Below are 15,167 nucleotides of genomic sequence, written 5' to 3'. Positions count from 1 at the left end.
ACCAGGCTTACCAGAAACATCAACAGCACTAACAACAGTATCTAAAGCAAGAACCATAACATTAAACTTGCCCTCACTAGGATTATAATCATCATTACCTAAATACTTAAGATTAACATCATAACCACCAGCCTTAAAGTCAGCAGGAACATTCCAAGTAACACTAGCCTTACCATTGCTCACAACCGCAGTCTCAATAGTATCATCAGGCAACATAACAGTTACACTACCATCACGAACAGGATTACCATTCTCATCAACAACAGCAATCTCAACAACAACAGCACTACCAGGCTTACCAGAAACATCAACAGCACTAACAACAGTATCTAAAGCAAGAACCTTAACATAGGATTTTGTACTGGATCCATGGTAATTATTATTACCTGTGTAAGCAATATTTACAGCGTAATTGCCAGCTTTAAAGTTCTCAGGAATTGTCCAATAAACATTAGCCTGACCATTAAATATGTAAACATTCTGGGATTTACCATCAGGTAAAACAACAGTTACACTACCATCACGAACAGGATTGCCATTTTCATCAACAACAGCAATATCAATACGTTGAACAGTACCCGGTTTACCAGAAACATCAGAAGCGCTGACAACTGTATTTAAAGGATTAGAAGAGACTGAATTGTCTTTTAAACCATTGCTAACCAATAGGTCTGAGTTTTTATCACTCAAATCTCCGTTATCATCGATGACATCATTTTGACTATCTAAACCATCATTTGAAACAGGAATTTCAAGTTCTACACTATCATCCTGAGAATTCAATGCTGCATCATCTGTAAAAGAATCACTAGCATTAACTACTGACATGGTTCCAATTAAAACCATTATGAAAAGTATAAATAACAAAAGTTTACGTCTTGTTATTTCTTGAATAACCCTTAACACCTCCATATTATTTAAATAACATTACAATAATCATATCATGATTTAAAATAATCCCTCAATTAAAATACAATCTCAAGATTAAACTCACAACATGACTATGGAAATATGTATATATATATATACTTATTGTTTTTTCAACATTCTTAAAAAAAATTGAATGATTAAAAACAAAATTGAGTACAAACTTATTATTTTAAAATCTTTTAAACTAATCATTGAATAAAATTTAAGTCATATTTTAAAATAAAAAAACATGCAAAAATTTGAAAAAAAGTTTAGAAATTTAAATATTATTAAATTAATATCTATCCTTATGAAATCTATTAATAAGATGCTTTGTTTAGTTGACGGTGAACACTACCTTCCGGTAACACAAGAAGCAATTGAGACATTAAATAACCTGGACCACATTGATATTGCAGGCGCTGTTTTTATTGGAGGAACTGAAAAACTCAGAGACGATTCAGAAGAATCATACTCCGAAAAACTTGGAGTTCCAGTTCAGTTTGCAAAAGACAAAAACATACCCTATGAAATCATTATTGAAATGATTAGAAAATACGATATTGATACCGTTATGGATTTAAGCGATGAACCAATTCTGGATTATCCCAAACGGTTTAAAATAGCCTGTCATGTACTTAATGAAGGAATAAGTTACGAAGGACCTGATTTTAAATTTGAACCTGTAAGTCAGTATGACATAATGGAAAAACCATCCATTACAATACTTGGAACAGGCAAACGTATAGGAAAAACTGCTGTTTCAGGTTTTGTATCCAGATTAATTGACAAGAACAATTATAATCCCTGTGTAATAGCCATGGGCAGAGGAGGACCTAGCGAACCGGAAATAGTTCATGGTGAAGAGTTAGAAATTTCAGCAGAATTTCTCTTAGAACAGTCTGAAAAAGGAGTTCACGCAGCCAGTGACCACTGGGAAGATGCTTTAATGAGCAGAATCCTAACCATTGGATGTAGACGCTGTGGTGGAGGAATGGCAGGTGAAGTCTTTTTAACAAATATGAAAAAAGGAGCCAGACTGGCCAATGAAGTTGATGCAGAATTTGCCATTTTCGAAGGCAGCGGCGCTGCAATACCTCCTATTAAAACCGATAAAAAAATCGTGCTTATTGGTGCAAACCAGCCTCTTGAAAATTTAACTTCCTATTTTGGTCCTTACAGAATCGGACTTGGAGATTTAATCATTTTAACAATGTGTGAAGAACCTATGGCTTCAGATGATAAAATAGCCAAAATTGAAGAATTCGCCAGGGATTTAAATCCTGACGCACCGATCATTTCAACTGTTTTTAGACCAAAACCTTTAGATGACATATCTGGCAAAAATGTTTTATTTGCAACCACCGCCCCTGAAGAGATAAAAGAAGAGCTTGTCAAATATCTTGAAGAAAATTACGGATGCAAAATCGTTGGTACAACCTCACACCTGTCTAACAGACCTCTTCTGCGGGAAGATATGGAAAGATATATGGACAAATGCGATGTGATGCTCAGTGAACTTAAAGCTGCTGCCGTTGATGTTGCAACAAAAGATGCTATCGAAGCAGGTTTGGAAGTTGTTTACTGTGACAATATCCCAATACCAATAGACGATTCCTATCCTGACCTGGCACAGGAAATACTCAATCTAACTGATAGCGCCATAGAAAATTTTAATAATTCATAGAGATTTTTATAATCTCTCTTCTTTTTATTTTAATCAAAAGTTTGAAAATAACCATCAACATAAAGATTTAAGAAAATTAATTTATATAAGATATGATAAACATTATACTAATGAAGACAATAGCTATTGGTGTTGGAGAAAACGAAAATATTATACAAGCCTGTCATATTTTTAAAGAAAAACACCCGAAAACAAATTTAAAACTAATATATCGAGATGAAGATTTAGTTCGAGCAGTTTTAGATAAACAAATTGATAGTGTAGTTCGTGGATCGCTTCCGGCCTCTAATATTATGAAAGAACTAAAGGAAAAGTATCCTTATCTTTCAAGAGCAACATACGTTAACGGAGCAGAACATGAATTCCTGTTAACCCCTGTCGGAATTGATGAGGGCGAAACTGTCGAAGATAAATTAAACATTGTTAAGAATTGCATAAACTTCCTTAAAAAAGTTGGAAAAACGCCGAAAATAGCGGTTCTTGCAGAAGGAAGAGAAGATGATTTTGGAAGAGGCGAAGAAGTATCCCAATCCATTACTGAAAGTAAAAGATTAACAAAGCTTATTGAAGAAGTCACCTGTGAAGAAGTTAAAAATTACTTTATTTTAGTTGAAAAAGCGATTAATGACAACTGCAATATTATCGTTGCACCAAACGGAAGAGTCGGAAACATTATTTTTAGAACCCTAGTTTTACTTAATTCATGGCCAAGTTACGGTGCTATAACTTTTGGCATGGATAAAATTTACATTGACACAAGCAGAGACCAAAGTATCGAAGGATACGTCCGCAGCTTAACCTTAGCCAATAGCTTAGATGACATTTAAAAGACATGGAAAAGGGGATAACATGGCAGAAAACATACTTTACAAAATTTATGAATGGTACATCACAAAAGATTTAGTTCCAGAAAAAATGCCAAAACATGTTGCTATAATCATGGACGGAAACAGAAGATACTCCAAAATACAGGGAAGTATCGATGTAGTTAAAGGACATGAACTTGGTGTAGACACCTTAGAAAAAGTCCTGGATTGGAGTATTGAACTTGGAATAGAGATTATTACTGCTTATGCTTTCTCAACTGAAAACTTTAACCGTCCGAAACATGAAGTGGAAGGTTTGATGAACCTGTTTATCATAAACTTCAAAAGACTGGTCGATAATGAAAAAATACACAAAAACGAAGTGAAAGTTAAAGTGGTAGGCAGAACAGAACTGCTTCCTGACGAAGTAAATGAAGCGATTAAAGAAGCTGAAGATGCAACTGCACACTACAACAAGAGATTCCTCAACTTGGCTATCGGATATGACGGGCGTTTAGAAATTATCGATTCATTTAAAAAGATTATCAAGGATGTTCAGGATGGAAAAATCTCAATTGATGATGTGGATGAGAAACTTGTAAGCAAAAACCTCTATACCGGAGGGTTAGAAGACCCTAATTTAATCATCAGAACCAGCGGGGAAGAGCGTTTAAGCGGATTTTTACTTTGGCAGTCCTCATATTCTGAATTATACTTCTGTGAAACATTATGGCCCGAACTTAGAAAAGTTGATTTTATAAGAGCCATCAGATCATATCAGGCAAGAGACAGGAGATTTGGGGCTTAATATGATTGATACACATTGCCATATTGATTTTGAAGATTTTGATAATGACAGAACTGAGGTTATCAAAAGAGCAAAAGAAAAGCTGGATTGTGTAATCGTTTCAGGTTACAGCAACAGCAGCAATATGAAAGTGCTAGAGCTTTCAAAAGATTATGAAAACTTTATTTATCCCACATTTGGATTTCATCCGGTAAGTTCTCAAAAATCAACAGAAGAAGACTTGAAAACTGCACATGAAAATATCTTAAATCATCAAAAGGAAATTGTAGCTATCGGTGAAGTTGGAATGGACTATTTTTATGTTACTGATAAAGCACTGCGTAAAAGACAGCAAGAAATCTTTACCGGCTTTTTGAAGCTTGCAGACGAATGTGAAATGCCAATCGTGATGCATGTTAGAGATTGTGAAAAAAAAGCCGTAAATATCATTGGAGAATATGACAACATCCCCTATTTCGTTTTTCATTGCTACGGAGGCAGTTTTAAAACAGCAAAAAGGATAATGGATATGGACAATGCGTATATGAGTTTTTCAACAATGCTGTGCTATTCTAAACAGCATCAGGATTTGATTGAAAAAATCGATTTAAACTATATTTTAACTGAAACCGACAGCCCTTATTTGGCAATGAAAAAAGAAAATAGAAATGAACCTGCAAATGTTGTAAATGCAGTTTATAAAATAGCGGAAATTAAAAATATCGATGTAGACACCGTCGATGAAATTACAACAGAAAATGCATATAGAATTTTCAGTATTAAATGCGCTACATCCATTTAACATTTGCTGTTGTGTAGACGTAACGTTTTGAGAAAACAGGATTGTACAAGTCATTAGTTGCATCGGTTGTGTTGAAACTGACTGCAAGGGACTTTCTTAAATAATAATTAATCCTGCTTCCTATTGATTCAAGCTCATCTTTTTTAAATCTATCGGAGGTTTTTGCATAAACTTTAAACTGTATTCTTTTTTTGCCATAATTATTGTCCATTCCCAATTCAATATACGAAACATTTATAATTTCAACAGAATAGGGATTCAATAGAGTTTTTTTAGAATTCGAATATTCCCTATAGGTGTCAAGAGGATATATGCCGCTTGAAGAAGATGCAATTCCATCCATTGCACCACAGCGTGCAGCACTCATTGCAATGTTTAATTCGTTTTCACCGGCAATAAAAACACTTAAAATCATCAATACAACTATCAAACTTCCAAATAAGAACAATAGCTCAGCTGACATCATGCCCCTATTGTCAGTCATGTTATCACTATCCCCTCATCTGTTTTTGAAATTAGATATACCCTCCCGCTAACTAATTTATATTTAGAACTCATTTTTACAAGCGGAAGCATCGTTTCCGCCTTTTTACCATCATATTCAATTGTCAGTTTATCTTTATCAGCAGTTATTAGAAAATAACCTTTATCAGACGGCAGTTTAATGGATTTGGAATATCCTACACCGTTTGAGTTAACCTGACAAATTACTCCTCCAACATCATCTAAAATGATTCTGTGTGAAATCCCATCATCAATATTGAAACTTAAACTAAAAAGTGATGATGAGTAAAACAATAGACTGCAAGCCATAAAAAATATGATAAATACCGAAAATATGTATTCAACTGAAATAAAACCTTTTTCGTCCATATTTTTTAATTATTTTAAGTATTAATAAAGATTACTTAACATGAACCTCAATCTTGATGCAAAATAAATATATAATATTCCAACTAAACAATCATATCATGAAAGGAAAAGTTATATTCATTGGCGCAGGTCCGGGAGATCCTGACTTAATTACCGTCAAAGGACTAAATGTAATCAAAAAAGCGGATGTTATTATTTATGCAGGTTCACTTGTTAATAAAGAGGTTTTATCACCTGCAAAAGAAGACTGTGAAATTCACAATAGCGCATATTTAAATTTGGATGAAACTGATGCAATTATGAGAGAAGCCGTCAACAGCGGAAAATTAGTTGCTCGTGTCCACACAGGAGACCCTTCCATTTACGGCGCAATTGCAGAACAGATTCGTGAACTTAAAAAACATGATATTGAATATGAAATCATTCCTGGCGTAAGTTCCTTATTTGGAACAGCAAGCGTTTTAGAAACAGAATTGACACTGCCTGAAATTTCACAAAGTGTTATTATTACCCGTCCGGAAGGCAGAACTCCCAAACCTGATGGTGAAAGTATAGCCAGTTTTTCAAAGCATCACGCCACAATGTGTATCTTTTTAGGAATCGGCATGATTGATAAAGTGGTTGATGAACTGCTTGTCGGATATGAAAAAACAACACCTGTTGCTGTAGTTAAAAAGGCGACATGGCCAGACCAGCAAATAATTAGAGGAACCCTTCAGGATATTGCACAAAAAGTTAAAGATGCCAAAATAACAAAAACTGCAATGATTATAGTGGGAGATGTATTGGATAGAGATGATTTTAATCCATCAAAGCTATATGATAAAAACTTTAAACACGAATACCGATGATTATTTTAAGGAAATATTCCTTAAAAATAATCTGATTATAACTTGCCTCAAAACTAATTTTTCTATCAAATCCTTTATCAAACAACCATACATTAATAAATATAATCGAATTTTCAAAAAAAAGATGATTTAACTATATTTGTCTTTGATTTGATTCATAAGTCTTAATTTTTCAAAAGCAACATCTCTCGGTGCCCTTCTAAGACCGCAATCAGGATCTAAAAGGAGATTGTCCTTTCCAACAATTTCAATAGCCTTGCATACTAACCCGTCAATGTCTTTGATTTCATCCACCTCATTTACCGAAGAATCAAGACATCCAAATCCTACCTTTTTATTGCCCAGCAGATTAGCGTTTTTTTCTAAAATTCCAAGATTTACATTATTTCCTGCAAATTCCATATCTAAAATATCAATGTTGAATTTTGCCAAATCCTTAAATGCATCAGATAAAATGCCGCACACATGCATTCCCAAAGGTATTTCAAGACCCTCATGGATAATATCAATAGCTTCACGGGCTGCCTTCATGTCAACCATCCCTGTAGACAGGAACGGTTCATCGACCTGAATGTAAACAGGATTAACCTTTTTAACTATTGCGTCAACTTCAAATTTCAGGGAATGAGCCAGATCAATAATTGCATCTTCCCTGTTTTTGTAAAAAGATTGAATTCTTGAAGAGTGAACGATAGTGTTGGGGCCTGTTATAATTCCCTTGATTCCTTTACCTTCAGGAATGTTTCCGTTATAATATTTTTCCATTACCTTTTTTGCATATTGCAGATCTTTAATGGAAATTTCCTGAACCGGATTTTTAATTTTAGAAACAATGACAGTATTTCCATCTTCGATTTTCATTCCCGGAATATACTTTGTAAAAATAGAAACCATGTCCCCTCTAACCTGACCGTCAGAGACAATATCCACACCGGCATCGAGCTGAGCGATTACGCTATTCTCAATAGCCTTCTTAAATGAATCATATAGTCCAAAATAATTTAATAGCTTATCTTTAAAATTAGCGGGATAGCTTTCCTCAGCCGGAAAACTACCTACAACAGTCGATCTCATTTTTTATTACCAGTGTCGAGTTTTTTGATTTTTTCAACTTCCTCTTCATCGATTGGAAGTTCAACTACTGAAGTTCCATGACATGGCTTTGTGTATGGGATAAAAACTGTTCCTTTTTCATGGCTGAAACCAATCGGAATTGGGGGAATGCCGATAACCCTTACGCCTAGAACTTCATCTCCAGGTTTTATATATACCAGATCATCAGCTTTGAACCTGATAATCATTGCACAATCTTTAAAGCCTGCTTTTGAAGCATGAATTTCATAATTATCAGATTGCTGAAGATAGGTGTCCAAACAGAATGACATTTTATTCAAACTCCTTTATAGCTTTATCAAATTTAACTTTTATTGGTGAAGGATTGTGGAAAGCCCTAATAGCGCTGATTACTGCATTGCTTCCGCTTTCTTTAATCATGTTAACAAATTCCTCAACCTCATCAGCATCTCTTGAAAATACTAATGCAAGGGATTTTGTGTTTAAGATTTGGTCGAATGTGACGAAAAATGAAGCTGCTGCGTCTTTATGCACAAAACCTACTAATAAATCATAATCCCCTTCATTAATTTCGCCTAAAGTTCTTTCCAAATCAGCCAATTTAAGACTGTATAAATCTTCAGGATCAGATATTTTAACCAGTTTGGATGCTGCAGGATTGGCAGCAATTGTAGTATCATAACCCATTTTAGTTAATTTATTAAAGACATAAACTGCCATCGGAGTTTGTGATGGAGTCTCAGGACATCCGAGCAATACTAAAGCTTTCATATAATTACCTCACTACGATCTTGATTTTAATGTAACAACATTAGCTAAAATTAATGCGCCTAAAAACAGGAACGTCAACAGCGCCATACCGTTAATTGATCTGTTAAATACAAACAGTCCAATTAATGATTGAGCGCAGAATGCTGCTAATGCACCAGTTAACAATACTTCTTTTCCCAGGTATTTTTTATTGTTTTTCTCTCTTTTCTCTCTGTAGAGATTCAATACTTTAAATCCGATAATGATTGTTCCAAGCACAAATACTACCAAACCAACAAGTCCCAATATTCCAAAGTCGAATCCCCAACCGAAGATTCCCGGAAGCAAATAATCGATTGTATCTTTTTGGTTTACAAGTACACCGAAAAACATCGGAAACGGCAAACCAAAGAATAAAATTAATTGCATCGGAAGCAAAATGTAACCTTCGGCAAATGCTGTTCCTTCTGCTCCCCAATAGGAAGCATTTGCATTATGACCAATCAATTGGATATTGTTCAATACTGTTTTAATACTTGATAATGAATACTGTTCAATCCTTCCCAATCTTAAAAGCGGAGAGAAGATAGTCATGCCGGATACCCGAGCAATAACTTCCAGAAGAACAAAACCTACTCCTGCAGCGCCTAAAAAAATCATGATTCTTCTTAAAGTAAATACGGATTTTTCTCTAAATGACTTGGATATGATTAGGTAACCGAAAAACAATCCTAAAATCCATAAAAGCAAGAAAGACCTGTGCATCAATCCACCAAATACAGTAATACCTGCAATGAATAAAATTACAAATCTCTTAAGTGGTCTGATATCAACACCCGATTCCGACATCACCTTCAGCGAAGCAAGTGCAGTTACAGCTCCAAGCAATGCCAACGGACCGAACGGGTGAGTAAATTCTGCCTGACTAGAAGATATTACGAGAAGTGCAATATCTGCTCCGAAAAGAAGTGTCAAACCTCCCATTAAGAACAATGATAAAAAGGTTACTACACTAAGTGACAAAGGAATTAAGTTAAGACAAAAAACCCATGTTATAAATAGCATCAATCCTACTTCTATAATTAATTGTAAATGGTTTTGAGCAATTAACAACATAATTTAATCACAATTCTAGTTTATTTTAAAAAAATAAATGGACTGACCGGGATTTGAACCCGGGGCCTCCGCCATGCCAAGGCGACGATCTACCATCTGAGCTACCAGCCCATAATCATATATTAGTATATAGTAATATTTAATATTTTCATTATAAATAACTATTTGCCATTTTTAGCCAAATCATATAAGTTATCTATAATAATTTGGAATAAATCATCAGTTTTAACATCAACCTTTTTATGAGGATTGACAATAAATTCCAATGCTTTGTGAATAACCTCATCCGGATTTTGAGACCTGTACATTAAACCTTTTTTAATGTAATACTCATCAACAGACAGGGTATCTCCAGGATAACAAGAAATAACAGGAGTTTGTAAAATTGCAGCTTCCCTGTTCATTGTGCCTCCGGCACCGATTACCAAATCACATTTTTTAATAATATTTGAAGTATCAACAGGAGGTTTTAAAATAGAAACCCCTTCAATTCCTTCAAAAATTTCAGCCTGTTCCTTAAATCTTGGAAGAATTAATATATTGGCCACATTTTTTAATTCATCAACAATAGGAGTCAGAACAGATTTTCTGCAATCTGCATCCAAATAAGATGCAAGTGAAGGCTCAGGCCTCATCAAAATAGTTTTAGGATGAGTCAGATTAAGACCCAAATCCTCAAAAATATTATCATTATATTTGAAGTCTTTAAAGTGCATTAATTCAGAGGTTCCGTCATAAGAAATGATGCTGTTTGGATCTGCTCCAAATTTCATTAATTTCCACATATCAATTATTTTTGGAGTAATAATCCTATCACATAAAGGAAGGGTCAATTTATTAGCAGCCAATGCATGTTCATTGTCCAAAACGTATAAGCTTGGAATTCCCAAACCAAAACTGATTCTTGGAAGTTCAATAGAGTGCTTGCTAAGTGCAACATCAATCTTTTCATCGTGTATAACATCTACAAGATTATAAACTCTTGATGTGCTTTCCCTAAGCTTGTCATATAAACTTACGCCATGTTTGCCAACTGATATGAAATCAATATCATACATTTCCATTAATTTATGGATATCACCAAACTGCCTTGCTGTAACGATTACATCCTCACCTTCTGCTTCCAAATGTTTAATTACATCTTTAAAAAACCTGACATGAGGCGCATTTGAAATATCTATCCATACTTTCATAAAACCACCAAATTAAATTTAATTCATAGCTTCTTTAATAACTTCAATAATTTCATCTAATCCTTTACCTTCTTTAAGGCTGGATTTAATAATTTTAACATTAGGATTTAATTTTCTAGCATCATCAACCATTTTATCGGCATCAGCACCAACTGCATCTGCCAAATCGATTTTATTGATTACAACAACATCAGATGTCTGGAAAATAATCGGATGTTTTTCTACAGTATCGTCACCTTCAGTAACACTTACAACAACAATTCTTAAGTGGGACCCCAATTCAAAATCAACAGGGCAGATTAAATTACCTACATTTTCAATAATAACCATGTCCAAATCATCAAGAGGCAAGTCTGCAAGACCGTGACCTACTAAATGCGCATCCAAATGGCATTCCTTGCCTGTGTTTAATCCTACAACTGGAACGTTATGCTTTTCTATACGTCCTGCATCGAATTTTGATATTACATCTCCTGCAAGGACTCCAATTTTATAATCTGTATTATCAATAATTTCTTCTACAAGGGTTGTTTTACCAGATCCGATTGCTCCTACAAAATCAACACAGAATATTTCCTTTTCATCTAAATTTTTTAAATTTTTATCAGCCAATTTTTTATTAGCATCCATAATATTTTTTGCAACTTCTACATCCGCAACTTGGTGCATAATTCCGCCTCCTTTAATTTAAACATCATCAGGCTTTTCAATAACAATATTTTTAACAACGATATCCTTTCCATTTATAATATCTACACTAAGACTATCGCAATTAGGGCATTTAACAAGTGGTGCATAATGGTCACTATCATCAAGTACAGCCTCACCGTCAAACTCACAATCTAAACATTTAATTTCGGCAGGAATCTCTTCAAAATTGATTTCTGCATCTTCAATTATGGTATTTTCAATTAAAACACCTAAAATGAATTGTAGTTGTTCAGGATTAATCATAGCCAACCTGCCAACTTCAACAGTAACTTCATTAACTTCAGTAGCATTATTTTCATTAGCTGTATCTAATACTGCATTAATAATTCCCTGAGCCATAGATAATTCATGCAATTTACCACTCCTAAAAACATTAATACTGTAATTATAGATTTGTTAATTAATAAAAGTATTTAATATTTAGATATTAATGAAGTAATACTTAAGTTTAAAAAATTTAAATATTCAATAATACTTAAAAAATGACTTATTATCCATTGGGAGATTTCTTTTAGGAAATCCGTATTTTCAATTCTTCAACTAACTGGCTGGATTTGTTTATTTTAATGGCTTTCCTGTAATATTCAACTGCTTTTGGAAATACTCCTGAGTGATAATATATCAAGCCCATCAGAGCACACGCTTCAGAGTTTTTACTATCAAAATCAAGCAATTTTTCTAAAATATCACTTGAAGAGTCCAAATCCCCCTGTTCATATAAATCATAAGCTTCTTCAAAGAGAGCATCAACATCATCTAAATATGATGATTGGGAATCATTTTCCTCAGGTTTGTTTAATAACAAATTAAGCTCATTAGCCATTTCATTTGATTTGTCAATAGCCAGCGCTTTTTTAGTGAAAAACATCGCAATATCCTTTTGATTTTGATTGTATAATATTTGAGCCATTAAGGACAATGCCCCAACGTGTTTTTTATCATCTGAGAGAATATTGTTTAGAATATCCTTTGAAGAGGAGTAATCCCCTTTTTCATATAATTTATAAGCTTCAACATATTCATCAGATTCTTCCCGATTGCCGTTAACCTCAATTATTTCTTCCTTCTTACCATCAGCATCATCGGAAATCAGCTCTTTCATATACTCAAGAATATATTTTGTTGCATCTTTGTGAAGTGGTTTATTATCGTTTCCGCATTTAGGAGAATAAATACAGGCAGGACATCCCTTCTTGCATTTGCAGTTATCCAATAAGTCAATAGTTGAGTTTAGCAAGTCAACAAAAACGTCAACTGCCTTTTCGGTAATTCCGATTCCTCCTTCATATCCGTCATAAATAAAGATTGTAGCCTCTTGGGTATCCTCATGATAATTTGTTGAAAGGCCACCAATATCAAATCTGTCACACATTGTATGTAGGGGAAAAAGACCAATTAAAGCATGTTCCGTGCCGTGAAGCCCACCTGCAAACACTTCCTCATCATTTGCAAACTTATTCTCCAGAGCATCTTTAACGCTTTTTGGAATTGTAAACCACAATCCTTTAGTGTTGAATATTAAAGGCGGCAGATCAAGTTCGAATGTTCCAATCGATTTTGAAAAGTGCATTTTTTTATATTTGAAGTAATCTTCACTTACTGTTAACTCTCCAAAGTTGATTGTCAAATCACCATAATTTGTTTTAGACAATTTCTTTTTAATATTAATTTCAGTCTTATTTAAAACCATTGTATGATAATCTACAGTTTGCTTAGAAACATTAACAAATCCGCTTTTAAGATTAACGTTATTTACAACATAAGTATCTCCCTTATTAATCAAAATAGCTCCATCGTGAGCTTCCCTGTAAACCTGAGATCTTTCCATTGTTTCTAAAAGCCTTCCATTATTCATCACTTTAAACTCTTCTGATGAAATCTGGTCAAGAGAATGGTCCATGGCAGGATTGTCATCATATGGGTAAATAAAGTCACCTCTGTGATTTTCATACAAATCATTTTTGGAAACTAGTTTGTCAATGACGTTTTGTGAAATGTCAAAGTACTTTTCAGCATCCCCACGTTTAACAGGCAGTTCTTTTGCAGCGCACAATAAATGAGCTTCTTGAAGTATGGGGTTTGTTAAATCAATGATGGCGTTTTCATGAGGTTTATCAAAGAAAAAGTTAGGATTATTCATAAAATACTGGTCCAGCTGATTTTCAAAAGCTATTAATATTGCAACTGACTTTTGATTGCTTCTGCCTGCCCTTCCAGATTGCTGCCAGGTTGAAATCATGGTTCCGGGATAACCTGAAATAATAACCGCATCAAGTGAACCTATATTGATTCCAAGTTCCAGTGCGTTAGTGCAGGTCACTCCCAAATATTTTCCGCTTTTAAGTCCTTCTTCAATTTCACGCCTCTCCTGAGGTTGATAACCTGCCCTATATGCTGCAATCCTATGAGCCAGCTTACCTTTTACCTGCGTCATGTCCTTTTTAGCCCACATTGCAATTAGTTCTGTAGTTTTTCTTGAAACTGTAAAACACAGTGTCTGGATATTTTTCAGCATCATGTACATGAAGATATTCTCCGTTTCCATATGAACAGAAGGTGCATTTTGAGTATATGCTTTATTTCTAACATAATTTTTAAAAGGATTATATAAAATAAAATCTTTCTCGCCGCTTGGAGATGTATCATCATCAACCAGCATGAATTCTTCGCCAGTTAATCTGTTTGCCAGTTCCAGAGGATTTGCAAGTGTTGCTGATGATAAAATAAATTGAGGATAAGACCCGTAAAAATTAGCTATTCTTTTTAATCTTTTAATTAGAAATGCAACATTGGAGCCGAATACTCCCTTATAATAATGGGATTCGTCAATTACAATATATCTTAAATTTTTATAAAACCTTGACCACTGGTGGTGCCAGGACAGGATTAAATGCAATTGATATGGGTTTGTTAAAACAATTCTTGATTTTTCACGAACACCCTTTTTTTCAGTTCTTGGAGTGTCACCATCATAAGTTCTCGGATTGATTGTTATATCAAGCTCCTTTTCAAGATTTTCAAGTACGCGCAACTGGTCATTAGACAGCGCTTTTGCAGGGTAGATATAAAGAGCAGTAGCGTCTTTATCTTCAATCATTGTCTCCATAATAGGTAAATTAAAAGCCAATGTTTTTCCGGATGCAGTCGGAGTTGTAATAATTACGTTTTCCCCTTCTTTAATGGCAGCATATGTCTCTGCCTGATGGTTGTACAATTTTACATCTTTTGAATCAAGATATCCGATTATTCTTTCATTTAAATTATCAACTTTTTTATAGCTGGCTTTTTTAGCCGGTATTGTCTCAATATGAGCTATATTTTCCCTATACCTCACATCATTTTTAAACATATCAATATTGTTGACTTCAGACATAATATCAGCTAAAATTAAAATTAATAATTATACTTTAAGTAAAATAATATTTAAATAATTCGTGTATAAAAAAAGAAAGTCAGAATTAAAATCATAACCAGTTTATGAATATTATGGAAAAGCATCCCGCTTGCTTATATTAAAACTGATAAAAAATTATCCGAAATTTTGTCTTTGCAGAAAATCCTTTTTAATGCCATTTTCCAGTTTAGATTAGGAGTTCTGAATATTTATC

16 protein-coding genes and 1 tRNA gene are annotated in these 15,167 nt (G+C 34.0%); 5 read left to right on the top strand and 12 right to left on the bottom strand.

The window, feature by feature from the left end:
• Positions 1 to 828: Ig-like domain repeat protein (locus Q4Q16_RS04685; protein WP_303346560.1), on the bottom strand; the 828-nt coding region annotated here is incomplete at its 3' end.
• Positions 829 to 1,219: 391 nt separating this feature from the next.
• Between Q4Q16_RS04685 and Q4Q16_RS04680 the strand changes: the two genes are divergently transcribed.
• From Q4Q16_RS04680 to Q4Q16_RS04665, 4 genes are all read left to right on the top strand, one after another.
• Complete coding sequence (locus Q4Q16_RS04680) at positions 1,220 to 2,596, top strand: 2,3-diphosphoglycerate synthetase (protein ID WP_303346559.1); 1,377 nt, start codon at positions 1,220 to 1,222, stop codon at positions 2,594 to 2,596.
• A 110-nt stretch (positions 2,597 to 2,706) separates the two neighbouring features.
• Entirely contained in the window at positions 2,707 to 3,423 is a 717-nt protein-coding gene (gene mtxX, locus Q4Q16_RS04675) for a methanogenesis marker protein Mmp4/MtxX (RefSeq protein WP_303346558.1), read from the top strand.
• Between the two features lie 22 nt (positions 3,424 to 3,445).
• Positions 3,446 to 4,210 (top strand): polyprenyl diphosphate synthase, encoded by a 765-nt coding sequence (uppS, locus tag Q4Q16_RS04670; protein WP_303346557.1) that lies wholly within the window; start codon positions 3,446 to 3,448, stop codon positions 4,208 to 4,210.
• A 1-nt stretch (position 4,211) separates the two neighbouring features.
• Positions 4,212 to 4,991: a TatD family hydrolase gene (locus Q4Q16_RS04665; protein WP_303346556.1), complete on the top strand. Its 780-nt coding sequence runs from the start codon at positions 4,212 to 4,214 to the stop codon at positions 4,989 to 4,991.
• On the opposite strand, the gene Q4Q16_RS04660 is transcribed toward Q4Q16_RS04665, so the two are convergent.
• Positions 4,978 to 5,475, bottom strand: coding sequence for a hypothetical protein (locus Q4Q16_RS04660; RefSeq protein ID WP_303346555.1), 498 nt, complete (start codon positions 5,473 to 5,475; stop codon positions 4,978 to 4,980). The two genes, Q4Q16_RS04665 and Q4Q16_RS04660, sit on opposite strands and share 14 nt — an antisense overlap.
• Positions 5,472 to 5,864, bottom strand: coding sequence for a hypothetical protein (locus Q4Q16_RS04655; protein WP_303346554.1), 393 nt, complete (start codon positions 5,862 to 5,864; stop codon positions 5,472 to 5,474). The genes Q4Q16_RS04660 and Q4Q16_RS04655 overlap by 4 nt, the downstream gene beginning before the upstream one ends.
• 98 nt (positions 5,865 to 5,962) lie before the next feature.
• On the opposite strand from Q4Q16_RS04655, the gene cobM reads away from it, so the two are divergent.
• Positions 5,963 to 6,715: a precorrin-4 C(11)-methyltransferase gene (cobM, locus tag Q4Q16_RS04650; RefSeq protein WP_303346553.1), complete on the top strand. Its 753-nt coding sequence runs from the start codon at positions 5,963 to 5,965 to the stop codon at positions 6,713 to 6,715.
• A gap of 129 nt (positions 6,716 to 6,844) precedes the next feature.
• Here the strand turns inward: cobM and Q4Q16_RS04645 are convergent, their stop codons facing one another.
• The 9 genes from Q4Q16_RS04645 to Q4Q16_RS04605 all read right to left on the bottom strand — a co-directional run bounded on the left by Q4Q16_RS04645 (position 6,845) and on the right by Q4Q16_RS04605 (position 14,932).
• Entirely contained in the window at positions 6,845 to 7,789 is a 945-nt protein-coding gene (locus Q4Q16_RS04645) for a methionine synthase (RefSeq protein ID WP_303346552.1), read from the bottom strand.
• A complete protein-coding gene (locus Q4Q16_RS04640) occupies positions 7,786 to 8,100 on the bottom strand; it encodes a DUF1894 domain-containing protein (protein ID WP_303346551.1) in 315 nt (104 codons plus the stop codon). The genes Q4Q16_RS04645 and Q4Q16_RS04640 overlap by 4 nt, the downstream gene beginning before the upstream one ends.
• A 1-nt stretch (position 8,101) precedes the next feature.
• Positions 8,102 to 8,560 (bottom strand): DUF1890 domain-containing protein, encoded by a 459-nt coding sequence (locus Q4Q16_RS04635; RefSeq protein WP_303346550.1) that lies wholly within the window; start codon positions 8,558 to 8,560, stop codon positions 8,102 to 8,104.
• Between the two features lie 12 nt (positions 8,561 to 8,572).
• On the bottom strand, positions 8,573 to 9,655 hold the full coding sequence (locus Q4Q16_RS04630; protein WP_303346549.1) for a hypothetical protein: 1,083 nt from the start codon (positions 9,653 to 9,655) through the stop codon (positions 8,573 to 8,575).
• A gap of 38 nt (positions 9,656 to 9,693) precedes the next feature.
• Positions 9,694 to 9,766 (bottom strand) — tRNA-Ala (locus Q4Q16_RS04625).
• 50 nt (positions 9,767 to 9,816) lie between these two features.
• On the bottom strand, positions 9,817 to 10,848 hold the full coding sequence (locus Q4Q16_RS04620) for a DUF354 domain-containing protein (protein ID WP_303346548.1): 1,032 nt from the start codon (positions 10,846 to 10,848) through the stop codon (positions 9,817 to 9,819).
• Positions 10,849 to 10,866: 18 nt separating this feature from the next.
• Positions 10,867 to 11,517: a hydrogenase nickel incorporation protein HypB gene (gene hypB / locus Q4Q16_RS04615; protein ID WP_303346547.1), complete on the bottom strand. Its 651-nt coding sequence runs from the start codon at positions 11,515 to 11,517 to the stop codon at positions 10,867 to 10,869.
• 18 nt (positions 11,518 to 11,535) lie between these two features.
• Positions 11,536 to 11,913, bottom strand: coding sequence for a hydrogenase maturation nickel metallochaperone HypA (gene hypA / locus Q4Q16_RS04610; RefSeq protein ID WP_303346546.1), 378 nt, complete (start codon positions 11,911 to 11,913; stop codon positions 11,536 to 11,538).
• A 157-nt stretch (positions 11,914 to 12,070) separates the two neighbouring features.
• The gene (locus Q4Q16_RS04605; protein ID WP_303346545.1) at positions 12,071 to 14,932 is read right to left on the bottom strand and encodes a DEAD/DEAH box helicase; all 2,862 of its coding nucleotides are present in this window, start codon (positions 14,930 to 14,932) and stop codon (positions 12,071 to 12,073) included.
• Between the last annotated feature and the right edge of the window lie 235 nt (positions 14,933 to 15,167).

It is taken from the genome of Methanobrevibacter sp., from assembly GCF_030539875.1.
Taxonomy (GTDB): Archaea; Methanobacteriota; Methanobacteria; order Methanobacteriales; family Methanobacteriaceae; genus Methanocatella.
This window is presented reverse-complemented; position numbering and strand designations above follow the sequence as displayed.

Bases quoted from the DNA above. Each gene is read 5' to 3' on its own strand.
- Q4Q16_RS04680 (WP_303346559.1), top strand. From the start codon at position 1,220: ATGAAATCTATTAATAAGATGCTTTGTTTAGTTGACGGTGAACACTAC.
- mtxX (WP_303346558.1), top strand. From the start codon at position 2,707: ATGAAGACAATAGCTATTGGTGTTGGAGAAAACGAAAATATTATACAA.
- uppS (WP_303346557.1), top strand. From the start codon at position 3,446: ATGGCAGAAAACATACTTTACAAAATTTATGAATGGTACATCACAAAA.
- Q4Q16_RS04665 (WP_303346556.1), top strand. From the start codon at position 4,212: ATGATTGATACACATTGCCATATTGATTTTGAAGATTTTGATAATGAC.
- Q4Q16_RS04660 (WP_303346555.1), bottom strand. From the start codon at position 5,475: ATGACTGACAATAGGGGCATGATGTCAGCTGAGCTATTGTTCTTATTT.
- Q4Q16_RS04655 (WP_303346554.1), bottom strand. From the start codon at position 5,864: ATGGACGAAAAAGGTTTTATTTCAGTTGAATACATATTTTCGGTATTT.
- cobM (WP_303346553.1), top strand. From the start codon at position 5,963: ATGAAAGGAAAAGTTATATTCATTGGCGCAGGTCCGGGAGATCCTGAC.
- Q4Q16_RS04645 (WP_303346552.1), bottom strand. From the start codon at position 7,789: ATGAGATCGACTGTTGTAGGTAGTTTTCCGGCTGAGGAAAGCTATCCC.
- Q4Q16_RS04640 (WP_303346551.1), bottom strand. From the start codon at position 8,100: ATGTCATTCTGTTTGGACACCTATCTTCAGCAATCTGATAATTATGAA.
- Q4Q16_RS04635 (WP_303346550.1), bottom strand. From the start codon at position 8,560: ATGAAAGCTTTAGTATTGCTCGGATGTCCTGAGACTCCATCACAAACT.
- Q4Q16_RS04630 (WP_303346549.1), bottom strand. From the start codon at position 9,655: ATGTTGTTAATTGCTCAAAACCATTTACAATTAATTATAGAAGTAGGA.
- Q4Q16_RS04620 (WP_303346548.1), bottom strand. From the start codon at position 10,848: ATGAAAGTATGGATAGATATTTCAAATGCGCCTCATGTCAGGTTTTTT.
- hypB (WP_303346547.1), bottom strand. From the start codon at position 11,517: ATGCACCAAGTTGCGGATGTAGAAGTTGCAAAAAATATTATGGATGCT.
- Q4Q16_RS04605 (WP_303346545.1), bottom strand. From the start codon at position 14,932: ATGTCTGAAGTCAACAATATTGATATGTTTAAAAATGATGTGAGGTAT.